General features: G+C 50.8%; 17 protein-coding genes. All 17 read right to left on the minus strand.

What is annotated here, in order from left to right:
- Positions 1-3: 3 nt before the first annotated feature.
- Positions 4-747, minus strand: coding sequence for a flagellar motor protein (locus A9165_RS02575; RefSeq protein ID WP_008610007.1), 744 nt, complete (start codon positions 745-747; stop codon positions 4-6).
- Positions 740-1897 carry a chemotaxis response regulator protein-glutamate methylesterase gene (locus tag A9165_RS02580; protein WP_008610005.1) on the minus strand — a complete coding sequence of 386 codons (1158 nt, stop codon included), beginning with the start codon at positions 1895-1897 and terminating at the stop codon, positions 740-742. Before A9165_RS02580 ends, A9165_RS02575 begins: the two co-directional genes overlap by 8 nt.
- Before the next feature lie 11 nt (positions 1898-1908).
- On the minus strand, positions 1909-4071 hold the full coding sequence (locus A9165_RS02585) for a chemotaxis protein CheA (RefSeq protein ID WP_008610004.1): 2163 nt from the start codon (positions 4069-4071) through the stop codon (positions 1909-1911).
- Positions 4072-4086: 15 nt separating this feature from the next.
- Entirely contained in the window at positions 4087-4836 is a 750-nt protein-coding gene (locus A9165_RS02590; RefSeq protein ID WP_008610003.1) for a protein phosphatase CheZ, read from the minus strand.
- A 26-nt stretch (positions 4837-4862) separates the two neighbouring features.
- Positions 4863-5246 carry a chemotaxis response regulator CheY gene (gene cheY, locus A9165_RS02595; protein WP_039925588.1) on the minus strand — a complete coding sequence of 128 codons (384 nt, stop codon included), beginning with the start codon at positions 5244-5246 and terminating at the stop codon, positions 4863-4865.
- A gap of 42 nt (positions 5247-5288) precedes the next feature.
- Positions 5289-6008: an RNA polymerase sigma factor FliA gene (locus A9165_RS02600; protein WP_039925587.1), complete on the minus strand. Its 720-nt coding sequence runs from the start codon at positions 6006-6008 to the stop codon at positions 5289-5291.
- An 8-nt stretch (positions 6009-6016) separates the two neighbouring features.
- Positions 6017-6883 carry a MinD/ParA family protein gene (locus tag A9165_RS02605; protein WP_039925586.1) on the minus strand — a complete coding sequence of 289 codons (867 nt, stop codon included), beginning with the start codon at positions 6881-6883 and terminating at the stop codon, positions 6017-6019.
- Complete coding sequence (gene flhF / locus A9165_RS02610; RefSeq protein ID WP_065954811.1) at positions 6876-8258, minus strand: flagellar biosynthesis protein FlhF; 1383 nt, start codon at positions 8256-8258, stop codon at positions 6876-6878. The genes A9165_RS02605 and flhF overlap by 8 nt, the downstream gene beginning before the upstream one ends.
- A 9-nt stretch (positions 8259-8267) precedes the next feature.
- Entirely contained in the window at positions 8268-10376 is a 2109-nt protein-coding gene (gene flhA / locus A9165_RS02615; protein ID WP_065954812.1) for a flagellar biosynthesis protein FlhA, read from the minus strand.
- A 93-nt stretch (positions 10377-10469) separates the two neighbouring features.
- Positions 10470-11600 (minus strand): flagellar biosynthesis protein FlhB, encoded by a 1131-nt coding sequence (flhB, locus tag A9165_RS02620; protein WP_008609994.1) that lies wholly within the window; start codon positions 11598-11600, stop codon positions 10470-10472.
- A gap of 9 nt (positions 11601-11609) precedes the next feature.
- Positions 11610-12383 carry a flagellar biosynthetic protein FliR gene (fliR, locus tag A9165_RS02625; RefSeq protein ID WP_176714589.1) on the minus strand — a complete coding sequence of 258 codons (774 nt, stop codon included), beginning with the start codon at positions 12381-12383 and terminating at the stop codon, positions 11610-11612.
- A 10-nt stretch (positions 12384-12393) separates the two neighbouring features.
- Positions 12394-12663 carry a flagellar biosynthesis protein FliQ gene (gene fliQ, locus A9165_RS02630; protein WP_008609991.1) on the minus strand — a complete coding sequence of 90 codons (270 nt, stop codon included), beginning with the start codon at positions 12661-12663 and terminating at the stop codon, positions 12394-12396.
- Positions 12660-13406 carry a flagellar type III secretion system pore protein FliP gene (gene fliP, locus A9165_RS02635; RefSeq protein WP_008609989.1) on the minus strand — a complete coding sequence of 249 codons (747 nt, stop codon included), beginning with the start codon at positions 13404-13406 and terminating at the stop codon, positions 12660-12662. The genes fliQ and fliP overlap by 4 nt, the downstream gene beginning before the upstream one ends.
- A gap of 8 nt (positions 13407-13414) precedes the next feature.
- On the minus strand, positions 13415-13996 hold the full coding sequence (gene fliO, locus A9165_RS02640; RefSeq protein ID WP_051030630.1) for a flagellar biosynthetic protein FliO: 582 nt from the start codon (positions 13994-13996) through the stop codon (positions 13415-13417).
- Positions 13996-14373 (minus strand): flagellar motor switch protein FliN, encoded by a 378-nt coding sequence (fliN, locus tag A9165_RS02645; RefSeq protein WP_008609985.1) that lies wholly within the window; start codon positions 14371-14373, stop codon positions 13996-13998. The genes fliO and fliN overlap by 1 nt, the downstream gene beginning before the upstream one ends.
- A 5-nt stretch (positions 14374-14378) precedes the next feature.
- Positions 14379-15464 carry a flagellar motor switch protein FliM gene (gene fliM, locus A9165_RS02650; protein WP_065954813.1) on the minus strand — a complete coding sequence of 362 codons (1086 nt, stop codon included), beginning with the start codon at positions 15462-15464 and terminating at the stop codon, positions 14379-14381.
- 15 nt (positions 15465-15479) lie between these two features.
- On the minus strand, positions 15480-15995 hold the full coding sequence (fliL, locus tag A9165_RS02655; RefSeq protein ID WP_065954814.1) for a flagellar basal body-associated protein FliL: 516 nt from the start codon (positions 15993-15995) through the stop codon (positions 15480-15482).
- Positions 15996-16026: the final 31 nt, after the last annotated feature.

Here is a 16026-nt window from a genome sequence, read left to right on the forward strand (position 1 = left end):
AGCTTAGCCCGGTAAATAGGATTGCAGTTTAGGCTCAATGGCTTTGGGATTCTGGCCCTGAGCGATAGAAACCAGCCCTTCAATAATTAGCTCGTGGTACAGGCTTTGCTGTTGGATCAGGTTTTTTAGCTTATTGCCTATCGGGATAAACACCAGGTTGGCAAAACCTACACCGTATATGGTTGCAACAAAGGCAGTGGCAATGCCTGCGCCGAGCAACTTGGGATCACTGATATTGGCCATCGCCTGGATCAATCCCAACACAGCACCAATAATGCCGATAGTCGGGCTGTAGCCCCCCATGGCTTCAAAGATTCTGGCACCGCGCAGTAAACGCTCGCGCTCCAAGCTAAGCTCGGCATCAAGCGTCGCTTGCAATTGCGCGGCATCGGCACCGTCAACCAGTAAGTTCAGCCCGCGATGTAAAAAGGGATCACTTTCCTGCAGCGCAGCATCTTCCAGAGATAAAAAACCATTCGCCCTGGCGGCAGAACCCCAATCGACAATCCGGCCGATGGTGCGTTTCACGGGTAAGCGCGAGGACTGAAACACCCAGGGTAACAGGCGAAAACCAAGTTGAAACTGGTTAAAAGGCGTCTGCAGCATCACGGCGCCGAGGGTACCACCGAACACGATGATAAAGGCCGGTAAATGCAGCAAGGTAGCAACAGCACCGCCCTCCAGCATAAAGCCACCGGTCACGGCAAGCAGCGCCAGCAGCAGACCGCCAAGCGCCAGCTTATCCATGCTTTAATTCCTGCAGTATGCGGGTAGCGACATCTTCCAGACTTACTTCCTGATCCATTAAACCTGCTGCAGCAATGGCTTGCGGCATACCGTAAACCACGCAGCTGGCTTCATCCTGGGCCCAGATGGTAGCGCCCTGCTGTTTCAGTAGTCGGGCGCCTTCCCGGCCATCGGCGCCCATTCCGGTCAGTACTATTGCCAACACCTTGTCCTGGTATACACGGGCAGCAGTGGCAAAGGTAATATCGACGCTGGGTTTAAAAGTGATCCGTGGCGAATCATCTTCTTTGATCCTTAAGCGTGCCTGACCTTCTGAACCTTCCACCAACATCTGCTTACCACCAGGTGCCAGATAGGCGACGCCGGGCCTTAACAGATCATTGTCTTCGGCTTCTTTTATTTCAATTTTGGCCAAACTATTCAGTCGCTGTGCAAAAGCTCCGGTAAAGGCGGCCGGCATATGCTGGATCAGAATAATCGGCAACGGGAAGGTCGCTGGCAACGCGGTCAGGATCCGTTGTAACGCGACAGGCCCGCCGGTCGAGGTACCGATAGCGACAATTTTATAATCCTTGCCACTAGCGCTGAAATGACTGCGTGGCGTTAAAGCCGGCCGTTCGAAACGACCGCGCTCTGCTGCCCCAGACTCCGTTGTCCGCTCTGCCGGTCTGCTACCAAGTGGCTGGCGCAGCGTACTGCTCTGGCTATTACGGGCTAAGGCTGAACTACTAAAGGTTGAACGCCCCAATGGCCTGCGTCTGGCTACCGCCCTGACCCGCTCGCGCAGTAATTCACCGGCTTCCTGTTTATCGCGGGCAATATCCTCAAATTTCTTTGGCAGAAAATCAACGGCACCGGCCTCCAGCGCATCGAGCGTGGCTTTAGCTCCCTCGTGGGTCAAAGATGAGAACATCAGAATTGGAATACGCTGGACCTTTAAAATCTCACGCACTGCTGAAATGCCGTCTAAAACCGGCATTTCAATGTCCATGGTGATAACATCGGGTTTTAGTGCCAGCGCTTTTTCGACCGCTTCGCGGCCGTTCACTGCACTGTCGATAACTTCCAGCTCTGCATCAGCCGACAGGATCTCCTGTAACCGGCGGCGGAAAAAGCTGGAGTCATCAACGATTAATACCCTAATTGCCATAGATCACCTGCTTATCCATGCAGCTGCTTAAACTGTTCAAACTTAATTTTGGATTTTTTAGCATAATGCTTAAGCAAGTTAGGCACATCCAGAATTAGCGCAATACCACCATCAGAAGTAATGGTCGCGCCAGCCATACCCGGTGTTCCCTGCAACAGGGCGTCCAGCGCTTTAATCACAACCTCTTCCTGACCAATCAACTGATCAACCACAAAACCGACCTGCTGTTGACCAATTTGCACTATGACCACATGACCTTGGGCCCGACGCAGTTTTTTATCCGAGTTTTTCACCAGCCAGTGCTCGAGGTAGAACAATGGAATGGCTTTGTTGCGAACAACAATTGTTAGCTGACCGTCAACAATATTGGTTTTTGCCAGATCGAGGTGGAAAATTTCACTCACACCTGCCAGAGGTAAGGCAAAGGTTTGCTTACCGACAATTACCATTAGCGTTGGCAGGATCGCCAGCGTCAGAGGTACCTTGATTTCCAGCAAGGTACCCTCACCCAGTTTGGAGTGAATATGCACAGTACCGTTGAGTTGGGTGATCTTGGTTTTCACCACATCCATACCGACACCGCGGCCGGATATATCTGAGATCTGTTCTTTGGTTGAAAAACCCGGTGCGAAAATCAGGTTAAAGGCATCGGTATCTGACATCCGCGCTGCAGTATCGGCATCAATAACGCCGCGCTTGATCGCCAGGTTTTTCAGCTTCTCCGGATCCATACCGGCGCCATCGTCCTGAATTGTCAGCAGGATATGGTCACCGGCTTGTTGCGCGGCTAACTTGACCACACCTGTACGCGACTTACCGGCAGCCTGACGCACATCTGGTAATTCAATACCATGGTCAACCGAGTTTCGCACTAAATGCACCAATGGGTCGGCCAATGCTTCGACCAGGTTCTTATCCAGATCGGTCTCTTCACCTTCCAGCACCAGATCGATATCTTTTTTTAGTGAACGGGCGAGATCGCGCACCACGCGCGGGAAACGGCCAAATACTTTCTTAATTGGCTGCATTCGCGTTTTCATTACCGCGCCCTGAATATCGGCAGTCACCACATCCAGGTTAGCAATGGCTTTACTCATTTCCTCGTTTTGCGCAGAGCCCGATAAACTGACCAGCCGGTTTCTGACTAATACCAGTTCGCCGACCATATTCATAATCTGGTCCAGGCGTTTAGTATCAACCCGCACCGTAGTCTCTGCTGCGACGGCACCTTTATCTGCCGCAGCGGCATTACCGGCAGCTGGTGCAACCGGTGCCTCTGTGGCTTTGACCGGCGCGGCAGCAGGAGCGGCAACCGGTGCTGGCGGCGGAACTTCTGCTTTAGCCGCTGCCGGGGTTACTGGCGCCTTGCCTTTGCCGTGCAGCTGATCCAACAGGGCTTCAAACTCGTCATCAGTAATTTCATCAGCCTTGGCCGCGGGCGCGGCCGGCTCAGTAGCTGTCACAGCTGGTGCAGCAGGCACTTCCGGCTTAAAGCTCCCCTTGCCATGCAGCTGGTCAAGTAAGGCTTCAAACTCATCATCAGTAATATCATCGCCTGCGCTCACTGGCGCCGCTGGCGCACTGGCAGCCACTTCGGTGCGACCAGGAGCGGCCGAACCGTGTAACTCATCGAGCATACGCTCAAATTCATCCTCGGTGATGCTATCGACATCATCGCTATCGGGTGAAGCGGTTGGTTGCTGTACCTTTGTAACCTGTGGCGCAACCGGAGCTGTAACCGCAGGTGCAGCCTTGGCTGCCTGAGGTGCTGCCTCGCCGGGTGTTTCCGGCTCGGAATAGAAATGCAGTGCCGCTAATAGCTGAGGATCGGCCGGGGTCAACGGCTGACGTGCTTTCACCTCAGTAAACATTTCATTGACCACATCCAGAGCCTGTAAGATCACATCCATCAGCTCGGGGGTGATACTGCGCTTACCGGTGCGAAGTATATCAAACACGTTTTCAGCGCCGTGACAGGCATCAACTAATTCGGTCAGTGACAGGAAACCAGCCCCACCTTTTACTGTATGGAAACCACGGAAAATGGCATTTAACAGAGCAGTGTCATGAGGGTTATTCTCAAGCTCGACCAGCTGTTCCTGCAACAACTCTAGTATTTCACCGGCTTCGACCAGAAAATCCTGGAGGATGTCTTCATCCATATCAAAACTCATCAGTAAACACCTCTGTTAAAAACCTAAGCTCGACAGTAAGTCATCCACATCGTCCTGACCACTGACGACATCATTGCGGCCTTCTTTATCAATAATAGGCCCCTCAGCTTCATTAGCTTCAATCTTTCGTTTGGCAGCTTTGGGTTCCATTACCTGCACGTTACTGTTACCAAAAGCAGTAAGCAGGCCGATCAGGCTCTCTTCGACTTCACGGACTAATTCGATGACCCGGCGTAAAATCTGACCGGTTAAATCCTGATAATCCTGCGCCATTAATACGTCAGTCAATAATTGATTCAGTCGGTTTGACTCCGTCACCGTCTCTGCCAGAAAAGCATCAATGCCATGACAGAGGGTTTTGAATTCACCCAATTCCAGATCGCGCTTCATCAGTTTCTGCCATCTTGGCAACAACTGATTGAGTTGCTGACTGATTTGATCGGCAATAGGTAAGCATGACTCTACGGCATCCATAGTCCGGTTAGCCGCTTGCTCAGTCATATCAATAACGTGGTTAAGGCGCTTTTTGGCATCGGGGATATCTTCAACCAAAATATTGTTTAGCGAGGGATCAATCTGAAAGTTTTTCAATGACTCGTGTAATTGCCGGGTCAGTTTGCCAACCTCGGCAAATAATTCCGACGAGCCGGGCATACCGAGTTGCTGTACCAATTGGTTGGCGATGTCCTGCTCGCCCATCTCCAACAGTTGTACCAGCTCTCTGGCTTGGTCTAGCGTGATTAACGGAGCCGAATTGGCAGACATGGCGTCACTCCTTGGTCAGCTCCGGCTTAGCCGATCCGTTCGAATACTTTCGCCAGCTTTTCCTGTAATGTTGCTGCAGTAAAAGGTTTGACGATATAGCCATTCACGCCAGCCTGAGCGGCAGCAATAATCTGCTCTTTCTTGGCTTCGGCAGTCACCATCAATACCGGTATATGCTTAAGTTTCGCATCTGCCCGGATCGCACGTAGCAGGTCAATCCCCTGCATCCCAGGCATATTCCAGTCGGTTACCACGAAATCAAAATCGCCATTCTGCAACATCGGCAAAGCCGTGCTGCCGTCATCCGCTTCTGAAATATTGGTAAAGCCTAAATCGCGTAACAGGTTCTTGATGATCCGTCTCATGGTCGAAAAATCGTCGACTACGAGAATCTTCATATTCTTATCCAAAGTCCCCTCCGAAGAGCACGTCATCCCATTATTCAGGATACACTACAACCAAGCCTGCATTCGGGCTTTTAACCGCACTAATGCCTGACTATGAATCTGACTGACCCGGGACTCACTGACATCCAGTACAGCCCCAATTTCTTTTAAGTTTAGTTCGTCATTATAATACAGTGATAAGACTAATGCCTCTCGCTCCGGCAAACTACTGATATGTTTCACCAGTGCCGCGTTAAACGCCTCATTAGCCTGCTCATGGTACAGCTGATCGGTATCTGAATCCTCAGCCGTCACCAAAACATCTTCGGAGATACCGAGGTCTTCGATGCCGATAATCCGACCCGAACTCACATCACTAAGCATATGATGATATTCATCTAAAGAGATAGCAAGTTTTTCTGCAACTTCATAATCACGAACATCACGCCCAAGTTGAGCTTCGAGCTCAGCAATGGTATCGGCGATTAAGCGGGCATTACGATGCACCGAGCGCGGCGTCCAGTCGCCACGCCTTATTTCATCTAGCATGGCACCCCGAATACGAATGCCGGCAAAGGTTTCAAAACTGGCCCCTTTGCTACCATCAAAATTTTTGGCGGCTTCAATTAAGCCAATCATACCGGATTGGATCAGGTCATCGGCCTGTACGCTGGCCGGTAGCCGGGCTAATAAATGATAGGCGATGCGTTTGACCAGTGGTGCATGGCGCTCCACTAGTTGCTGCATGTGATCAATACCACCATATGCGGCCAACTTACTGTTCAAAGAACCCCCTACTCAGATTGTGGCTGGACAAGCTGCTCCAGAAAAAACTCCAAATGGCCGGAAGCATTTTCAGGCAAAGGCCACTTAGCTGCTTTTAGCGCCAGCGCTTTCACCGCCATACTGGCTGCGGTGGTTGGGTAAGCATCAATAAAGGCTTTTTGTTTACGCGCCGCCCGGCGGACATTTTCATCCTGCGGTACGGTTGCAACCAGCTCCAGCGTTACATCCAGAAAACGGTCTGTTACCCGGGTTAGTTTAGCAAATAATTCCAGACCTTCTTTGCTACTTCGCACCATATTGGCAACTATTTTAAATTTTTCAACACCGTGGTCGCGGCTGAGGATTTTCATTAACGCATAAGCATCAGTGATGGATGACGGTTCATCGCAAACCACCACCAACACATCCTGCGAGGCGCGGGAAAAGCTGAGCACCATGTCGGAAATTCCGGCAGCCGTGTCAACCAATAACACGTCGATCGGCGTTTCCAGCTCGCTGAAGGCACGGATTAGGCTGGCATGCTCCACCGGCGATAATTCAGTCATATCCTGATTACCCGAGGTGGCGGGGACAATTTTAATGCCAAAAGGGCCTTCTACCAGAATATCGTCCAGACTGGCTTTACCACTTAATACGTGAGAAAGATTGCGTTCAACCCGCAAACCCAGCATCACGTCACAATTTGCCAAACCCAGATCAGCATCCAGCACCAGGACTTTCTTGCCCATTTGCGCCAATGCCATCGCCAGGTTCAGCGTGATATTAGTTTTTCCGACCCCGCCCTTACCACCGGTAACGGAGATCACTTTTACTTTTTGTCTATTCATGCGTCTGAGGCCGCTGGCCTGATCTTCTGCTATTGACTTCTTATGCATATAAGGCATCCGTCTGCTCTTGCGGATACCACTGATGAGCTGGTTGGCTATGCGCCAGACGTAACTGTTCGGCATTATCGACCAGTGTCTGCGCATCAGCGATCTGTAAATCTTCCGGCACCCGTTGGCCATCGGTCAGATAGCTAATGGGTAGCGCATGCTGGATAGCGATATTTAACGCTTCTCCCAGGCTGAGACACTCGTCCAGCTTAGTAAAAATACAGCCTGCCAGTGGCAAACGTTTAAATTGCAGCACGGTTTCCTGCATCACCCGGGCCTGCGCTGTCGCTGACAATACCAGATAACTGCGAATTTTGACACGGGTGTTGTGCACCAGTGACGCCAGCTGCTCAGCCAGTCGTAGATCGCGCTGGCTCATGCCGGCAGTGTCAATCAGGATCAGTTTACGTTGTTGTAGTTGATTCAACAAGATAGATAATTCTTCACTGTCTTTAGCCTGCTTAACCGGACAGCCAATAATACGACCAAAGGTCGCTAACTGCTCAAAGGCACCAATGCGGAAACAATCGGTGGTAATTAACGCGACCTGATCGGTACCGTGACGTTTGGCAAAGGCTGCGGCCAACTTGGCTACGGTGGTAGTTTTACCTACGCCGGTAGGGCCGACCAGCGCCACCACGCCACCGCGGCGCAAAATATCGTCCTGAGTAGTACTCACCTGGCCAGCCAGTAACTCGAGCGCAGTTTGCCAGGCATCCTGCGTATTTAAATCTTCCGGCATAAAACACGCCAGTTGATCGGCGACCAGCTCTGATAAACCGAGCTGACGCAGATTTTCAATGACCAGTGCCCGCACCGGCTCACGCCGCGCCAGTTCCTGCCACATCAGGCCAGATACCTGATGCTGCAGCAATTGCCGCATCGACAACATCTCAGCCTGCATCTTGCTAAACTGCTGTTGCATCAGCTCAGCCTGTTGTTGTTGCAGTTTACTGATTTCCTGCCATTGCGGCGCTGGGGTCGCAGCGACAGGATTTTGACGTTCGAACTGACTGGCTTTTTGCAGCGTGGGTTTGGGCGCAGCGCTGGCAGCTTTTGGCGCGTCCGGCACTTGCCCTTGCTTTTGCATTTGACGCTCCAGCAAGGCACGTAGTGAATCTGCTGGCTCTGCTTCGTCGGTAATGGCCAGATTAACTCTGGGTTCATTGCGCTTAGCCGGAGGTGTAATGCCTTCGACCTGTGCAGCAGCAACTTTAGCTTTCGGGACAGCCGGCTCAGCATCAATGGCGGCAACGATTTCCACGCCTTCAGCGACTTTTTTATTGGACAGGATAATGGCGTCCGGTCCAAGGAACTCCTTAACGTCGGCCAGGGCACTGCGCATATCTTTGGCAACAAAGCGTTTAATTTTCATGAGTTACTCCTAGTTCGACTGACCGATGACACTGACAATGCGGATCTGCTTATCGTCCGGAATTTCCTGATACGACAACACCCGTAATCCTGGAATGGTGTACTTCACAAATCGTGCCATCACTGAGCGTAAAATTCCTGACGTCAGCATCACCGCACTTTCACCGGTTAATTCCTGGTTCTGATGAGCTTCCTGCAGCGACTGTTGAATGCGATCGGCCAACCCCGGTTCTATACCAGCGCCATCATTACCCGCGGCCTGCATTGATTGATGCAGCATTTGCTCCAGTTCAGGTGCAAAGGTAATAACCGGAATTTCCTGCTTGCTACCAACGACCTCTTGCACAATTAACCGGCGCAGAGCAATCCGGCAAGCGGCGGTAAGGACGTCAATATCCTGACTCTTAGCCCCATACTCGACCAGGGTTTGCACTATGGTACGCATATCGCGGATCGGTACCCCCTCGTGTAACAGATTCTGCAATACCTTCACCACTGCGGTCAGCGGTAGCGTATCGGGTACCAGCCCTTCGACCAGCTTCGGAGAATGCTTACCGAGCATATCCAGCAGATTTTGTACTTCCTCATGTCCCAGTAAACTGGCCGCATTATTGGTCAGGATCTGACTGAGATGGGTCGCCACTACCGTTGCGGCATCCACCACGGTGTAGCCCAGTGTCTGCGCATGTTCACGCTGATCTTTGCTGATCCAGACCGCATCCAGACCAAACGCCGGATCCCGGGTCGCAATCCCCTTCACCGTGCCAAATACCTGACCAGGGTTGATTGCCAGCTCATTATCATGACGCAGCTCCCCTTCACCATTGGTGACCCCCATCAAGGCCACCCGGTAGCTGTTTGGTTCCAAATCCAGATTGTCGCGGATATGTACCGGCGGGATCAGAAACCCCAGCTCCTGGGATAACTTTTTACGAACACCTTTGATTCGATTTAACAGCTCCCCACCCTGAGCTTTGTCTACCAGTGGGATCAGACGGTAACCAACTTCAAGCCCAATCACATCCACGCCTTGCACGTCATCCCAGCCAATTTCTTTTACCGGTTGCACATCACTCATCGCATTGCTGGCACTGGTTGGTCGCTGCTGTAACTGGGCAGCCTTAGTGGTTGCCAATTTTTTCGTATACCAGGCCACCCCACCCAAAAGCGCTGCCAATGAAAGAAAGGCGAAATGTGGCATGCCTGGGACTACCCCCATCAAGGTCATAACCCCTGCGGCAACAAAAAGCACATGGGTATTATCACCAAGCTGGCTTTGCATCTCTTTACCAAGATCGCCCTCTTTATTCTGGCGGGTGACAATAATGGCGGTACCGATTGACAATAACAGGCCAGGGATTTGGGCCACCAGGCCATCACCGATGGTCAGCAAGGTATAGATTTCCATCGCTTGGCTAAAACTGAGGCCATGCTGCACCATACCGATAAAAATACCGCCAACCAGGTTAATCACCAGTATCACGATACCAGCAATGGCATCACCTTTTACAAACTTACTGGCACCATCCATCGAGCCATAGAAGTCGGCTTCACTGGTCACCTCCTCGCGGCGCTTGCGTGCTTCTTCCTGGGTAATCAAGCCTGAGTTTAGATCGGCGTCAATCGCCATTTGCTTACCGGGCATCGCGTCCAAAGTAAAGCGGGCTGATACTTCGGCAATACGGCCAGCGCCCTTGGTAACGACGACAAAGTTAATAATAATCAGGATCAGAAACACCACGATACCAACGGCATAGTTGCCACCGATAACCACGGAACCAAAGGCTTCAATCACAGCCCCTGCGGCATCCCCGCCATTATGACCTTCCAACAGCACGACACGGGTACTGGCGACATTCAATGCCAGACGCAGAATAGTGGCAACCAGCAATACACTGGGGAAAATACCGAAATCCAGCGGTCTGCGGGTATATATCGTCACCAACAGTACCACCAGCGCCAGCGCAATATTAAAAGAAAACAGGATATCCAGCATCAACGGTGGCAGCGGTAGCACGACCATCGCCAATGCGGCCAGAATCAAAATGGGCGTCCCGATCCCTTTTAGGTGTTGAAGATGAGCTTTATCAAATTTACTGAAATACTGAGCAAATTGCATGAGCGGCCTGACAAGGTATTGACACTACCCCTGCTTAGGCAAGAACTATTCCAGTCTGTTAGTGAGCTGTACTAAGTGCTGAAAATTACAGCGTTAGTGACGCACCTCTGGTGGGATTGGCAACTCTTTAGCCAGTGCTTTCGGCCTGCTCCCCTTGCCTTTGCGATAAAGGTTAAGCTGATAAACATAAGCCAGTACCTGCGCTACTGCGGCGAACAATTGTTCCGGGATTGGATGATCAAGCTTGGTAGTGTAATAAATTGAGCGCGCCAGTGCCGGTGATTCAATCACCGGGATCTTATGCTCTCTGGCAATATTACGGATATGCATCGCAACCTCATCCACGCCCTTCGCAACCACGGCCGGCGCGCGGAACTTGCCTTGATCATATTTCAGCGCCACCGCATAGTGCGTTGGGTTGGTGACGATAACATCCGCGGTAGGTACCTGTTGCATCATCCGCTTCATCGACATCTGCATCTGGGTGCGGCGGATCCGGGCTTTGATTTCCGGGCTACCCTCAGTATTTTTGTGCTCGTCTTTGATTTCCTGCAACGACATTTTCAACTGCTCGGTGTGATGCCACTTTTGATAGGGTGCGTCGACCAGCGCTATTACTGAAATACTGGCACACAACCCTAAAAACAACCAGCCAAGAAAATAGAGTGCCGATTCGATATTATTTGGCTCACTCATTAGCGACAACGCCATAATATCCATAAAGAACAGCTTTAGTAGCAAATAGGCAATGCCGACCACTACCGCTACTTTTAGAATGCTTTTGCCAAGCTCCATTAATGCCTGTAAACCAAACATCCGCTTGAACCCCTGGAGCGGGCTCATTTTGCTGGCTTTCGGTGCTGCGGCTTCCCAACTAAAGTTATAACCACCTAACAGAATATTGCCGATAAAGGCCGCAATCAGGATCAGTAAAAAAATGCCGGCCAAGGGTGCCGCCAGCTCTCTGCCGGCGTCCCCCCAGGCGGTAAACATACTGTTGGTTTCAAAGATATCTTTTTGGTCTAAGCGCATCAGCCGTTGGCCGATGTTTAACATCGCCATCGCTAACATCTTGCCAAAAATCAGTAAGGCGGCGGCGCTGCCGATTAAAACAAAAGCCGTGCCAAGGTCTTTTGAGCGGGCGATCTGGCCCTTTTTCGCTGCGTCTTGCAGCTTCTTGGGCGTGGGCTGTTCGGTTTTTTCGGCGCCGGAATCTTCTGCCACGTCAGCCTCCTAACAGCCTATCAGCCGGCAGCTATAGTCGATGACATGCTCCCACTGCTTTTCGTAATGAAATAAGAAAGTATCCAGCGTCAACCATAAAATCAGCAAACCGGATAGCATGGTGATTGGAAAACCAATCGAGAAAATATTTAACTGCGGCGCGGCACGGGTCATAATACCAAAGGACAGATTCACCACTAACATGGCGACAATAGGTGCCAGCGCAATAGCCAGAGCAGTAGCAAACATCCAGCCACCGAATTCAACAACGGTCCAGTAACTGGTTACATCCCACCATTGACCATTGATCGGCAGCGTCTCAAAACTGAATACCAGCATTTGGATCATAATCAGATGGCCGTTAAAGACAAAAAACAATAAGGTGGCCAGGATCAGATAAAACTGACCAATCGCAGGTACCGAAATTCCGCTGGCAGGATCCGCCATCGAAGCAAAAGCTAAACCAGTTTGGGTTGCCAATAACTGCCCTGCTAATATGAAAGTATTGATAAACATCAGTGAGATAAAGCCCAGTGCAAAGCCGATGGTCAGCTGCAGCAATACCTCCAGTAACATCGCAAATGAAATGAGTTCAGGGTAGATGGTTTTCGGCAGCATCGGCATCATTACCAGAGTAATTAACACTACTAATCCGGTTTTAATTCGGGTTGGAATTGTCCTGACACCAAGACCCGCCATAATCATTAGCATACCGGATACCCGACACAGCGGCAGTAAAAAATCTGCTATGGTCTGCATCAGGGTTGCCATCAAAATTTCCATCGGTACTGCCCTACCCGACTATCTGCGGAATGCTTTGATAAAGTTCAGTGGTGTAATCCATAATCACCCGCACCAGCCAGTGACCACCGAAAATCAGCGCCAGCAGGGTGACAATTAGGCGTGGTAAGAAGCTTAAGGTCTGCTCGTTAATCGAGGTAGCCGCCTGGAAGATTGCTACTATTAAGCCGACAAACAACGATGGCAGAATAATGGCGCTGACCAACAGGATAACGATAAACAAGGAATCCCGTAATACGTCAACAAAGGTTTCCGGACTCATGTGCCGACTCCATAACTGGTCGCCAGGGTGCCCATCACCAGGATCCAGCCGTCAACCAGTACAAACATCATCAGTTTAAACGGCAACGAGATAATCATTGGCGATAGCATCATCATACCCATCGCCATCAGTACGCTCGCCACCACCAAATCAATAATCAGAAATGGGATAAATAACATAAAACCAATCTGAAACGCCGTTTTCAGCTCGCTGGTGACAAAGGCGGGTACCACCACCGTCATCGGGTAGTCCTGCGGATTTTCCGCAACCTCTAAACCGGCGATCTGAGCAAAGGTATCCAGATCTCTTACCCGGGTCTGATGCAGCATAAAAGCTTTTAACGGCACTATGGCTGCATCCAATGCCTGCACCGGGTTTAGGGTTTCTTCCAGATAAGGTTGAATCGCCTGCTCATTAATGCTCTTAAAGACCGGCGCCATGATAAAGAACGTCAGAAATAGTGTGATACCAATTAACACCTGGTTAGAAGGCGTTTGCATTAAACCGATAGCCTGACGCAAGATCGCTAACACTACGATAATACGGGTGAAACTGGTCATCATAATGACCATCGCCGGAATAAAGCTCAGCGCCGTCATAATGGCCAGCACCTGCAGCGTCACGCTGTAGGACTGAGAACCATCTGGATTAGTCGTAACAGTAACGGCCGATAAGGTGCCGTTATCGGCCAGCAGTTGTGGGCTTAACAGCACCAGCAACAGAATAAACAACACTCGCAGCATGCCAACTTCTATTTTTTCAGGAATGACTGCAGCTGTGTATGAAAATCTGATGCCAACTTTTCTTCAGGAAGTGGATTTTCTAATTCAAAGAGGAAATTAACACTATGTGGAGTGACGCCAATAACCCGCTGTTTTCCTTGTATTTCAATAACTAACAGCCTTTCTCGCTGCCCCAGTGGCATAGCCGTTACCACCTTGATATGGCGTCCACCGGGCAAGCGTAGCGTCAATTTCTTGAATAACCAGCCCAAACCCAGTACCAGTAAAATAACCAGCGTCAGAGAACTGGCTATTTGCAGTATCGTCATCGGCGAACTGCGTTGCTCGCTGCCCGGATTAAGCACCGCGCTGCGCTCGGTGAACTGATTCGGACCAGTAGCTGGTGTGGCGGTCTTACTGGCAGTGGCTGGCGCTGGCGCACTACTCTGCTCATCTTTTGCCGGCTCTGCTGTTTCTGTCTGCTCTGCAACTGCCTGCGCTACGGCTGTCGGATTACCAGTTTCGGGCGATATTGCCTGCACAGCACTAGCAGAGAGTAGCACTGCCAACAACACGCCTTTATTCAAAGATCTGCAATCAGTATTGGCCATTAACGTAACTTCTTAATACGTTCGATTTGACTGATTACATCAGTAAGACGGATACCGAATTTATCGTTAACCACCACCACCTCACCGTGCGCGATCAGGGTACCGTTTACCAATACATCCAATGGCTCACCGGCGATACGGTCCAACTCCACTACCGAGCCCTGGTTTAGCTGTAACAAATTACGAATACTGATTTTTGAGCGTCCGACTTCCATCGAAATGGTAACCGGAATATCCAGGATTGTATCCAGCTTGCGCCTGTCCACCTCAGAACTTTTATCATCGCTCAGCTCTTCCAGCTCAACCGCTTTAGCACCGCCTTCGGCTTCCGCCATTGCGGCTGCCCATTCATCCATGGTGTCCTGATCATTTGCCATCTTCGTTACCTTCTGTCTCGTTCGCTGATATTTAAATCAGCCTCTAATTCTAAAATATCGGCATCGTTATCCAGGCGCCTGCCGCCCTTGGTAAAGACCTGCATTTCGGATTTCGCCGACTCTGGCCGCTTAATTTTCTCGGTGATCTTCAGCGCTACATTGTCCCGTGAGCGGCCAAGCTTAGCGCGGAAGGTGGGTAAGTCCTCGATTAATACCGTGATATGCTCCGGGATCTCAACCGGGATAATGTCACCGGCTTTCAGTTCCATAATGTCACGCAAGGTCAAGTCCACGTCCAGCATCTTGGTACTGAGGTCAACTTTCACATCCATAATCTCGTCACGCAGCGCTTTTGACCAGCGTAGATCAGTATCTTCCTTATCGCTCTGCACACCCGCATCCAGCAGTTCGCGGATCGGTTCCAACATCGAATACGGCAAGGTGACATGAAAATCGCCGCCACCACCGTCCAGTTCGATATGGAAGGAGCTAATCACCACCACTTCTGTCGGGCTGACGATATTCGCCATTGCCGGGTTGACTTCAGAGTCCAGATACTCGAACGAGACATCCATTACCGGTGCCCAGGCTTCTTTGTAATCTTCAAAAATCAGTTTTAACAGCATTTGAATAATACGCCGCTCTGTTGGCGTAAATTCGCGGCCTTCAATCTTGGCGTGATAACGACCATCACCACCAAAGAAGTTATCTACCAGAATGAACACCAAACGCGCTTCCATGGTGATCAGGCCGGTACCTTTTAATGGCCGGAACCGCACCATATTTAAGCTGGTCGGTACAAACAGGGTATGAACATATTCGCCGAATTTGATCATCTGCACGCCGTTGATTGACACCTCGGCAGTGCGGCGCATCATATTAAACAAACTGATCCGCATATGACGGGCAAACCGCTCGTTTACCATTTCCAGCGTAGGCATACGACCACGAACGATACGGTCGTGGGATGAGAAGTCAAACTGCACCGTGCGCCCGCCATCGGCGCCATCGCTGCTATCTACTTCTTCTTCGACTTCATCGACGCCATGTAACAGCGCATCAATTTCATCCTGCGATAGTAAGTCAGACACTGTTATTCACTCTTGTTATTGCATCACAAAACCGGTAAACAAAACTTCTGCGACGACAGCACTGCCCACCACATCCAGCATCGCGGTTTGCAAATCGATCAGCGCTTTGTTCTTTAATTGTTCTTTCCCGGTTGACGTTATTAATTCATCAGCACTGGCGGTACTAAAGGTCGCCAGTAAAGTTCCTTCAATTAATGGGATATGCCGCATCGCCAGCGCCTGATTGGCATCGCCACGGACCATCAGTTGCACCCGGATCTGTACCAGCCGATCCCGGTTTGCCCCCGCAACATTAAACACGAAAGGTCGTGGCATCTGCACATAAAGCGCCGAGCCCTGCGCCACGGTTGGGCCAGTACCAGCCTCAGTTCCGGCTTGCTCGCCAGTGACTGGGGCGCTGCTATCATCGCCAGGTAACAGAAAAAATACCACCGCCGCCAACACTAACAGCAGGCCGGCCGCGGCGCCGATAATGATCAGTTTTTTCTTTTTTGCGCCCTGATCGACCAATTCCAGTTCATTTTCCGCCATACCACGGCTCCCTCAGCCCCACTGTAAAGAT

The sequence above is a fragment of the Alishewanella sp. HH-ZS genome, from assembly GCF_001704375.1.
GTDB classification, from domain to species: domain Bacteria; phylum Pseudomonadota; class Gammaproteobacteria; order Enterobacterales; family Alteromonadaceae; genus Alishewanella; species Alishewanella aestuarii.

Bases quoted from the DNA above. Each gene is read 5' to 3' on its own strand.
- fliL (WP_065954814.1), bottom strand. From the start codon at position 15,995: ATGGCGGAAAATGAACTGGAATTGGTCGATCAGGGCGCAAAAAAGAAA.
- fliR (WP_176714589.1), bottom strand. From the start codon at position 12,383: ATGGAAATTTTGATGGCAACCCTGATGCAGACCATAGCAGATTTTTTA.
- flhA (WP_065954812.1), bottom strand. From the start codon at position 10,376: ATGCAATTTGCTCAGTATTTCAGTAAATTTGATAAAGCTCATCTTCAA.
- fliP (WP_008609989.1), bottom strand. From the start codon at position 13,406: ATGCTGCGAGTGTTGTTTATTCTGTTGCTGGTGCTGTTAAGCCCACAA.
- A9165_RS02580 (WP_008610005.1), bottom strand. From the start codon at position 1,897: ATGGCAATTAGGGTATTAATCGTTGATGACTCCAGCTTTTTCCGCCGC.
- fliN (WP_008609985.1), bottom strand. From the start codon at position 14,373: ATGGCAAATGATCAGGACACCATGGATGAATGGGCAGCCGCAATGGCG.
- flhF (WP_065954811.1), bottom strand. From the start codon at position 8,258: ATGAAAATTAAACGCTTTGTTGCCAAAGATATGCGCAGTGCCCTGGCC.
- fliO (WP_051030630.1), bottom strand. From the start codon at position 13,996: ATGGCCAATACTGATTGCAGATCTTTGAATAAAGGCGTGTTGTTGGCA.
- A9165_RS02585 (WP_008610004.1), bottom strand. From the start codon at position 4,071: ATGAGTTTTGATATGGATGAAGACATCCTCCAGGATTTTCTGGTCGAA.
- A9165_RS02605 (WP_039925586.1), bottom strand. From the start codon at position 6,883: ATGCATAAGAAGTCAATAGCAGAAGATCAGGCCAGCGGCCTCAGACGC.
- fliQ (WP_008609991.1), bottom strand. From the start codon at position 12,663: ATGAGTCCGGAAACCTTTGTTGACGTATTACGGGATTCCTTGTTTATC.
- A9165_RS02575 (WP_008610007.1), bottom strand. From the start codon at position 747: ATGGATAAGCTGGCGCTTGGCGGTCTGCTGCTGGCGCTGCTTGCCGTG.
- A9165_RS02590 (WP_008610003.1), bottom strand. From the start codon at position 4,836: ATGTCTGCCAATTCGGCTCCGTTAATCACGCTAGACCAAGCCAGAGAG.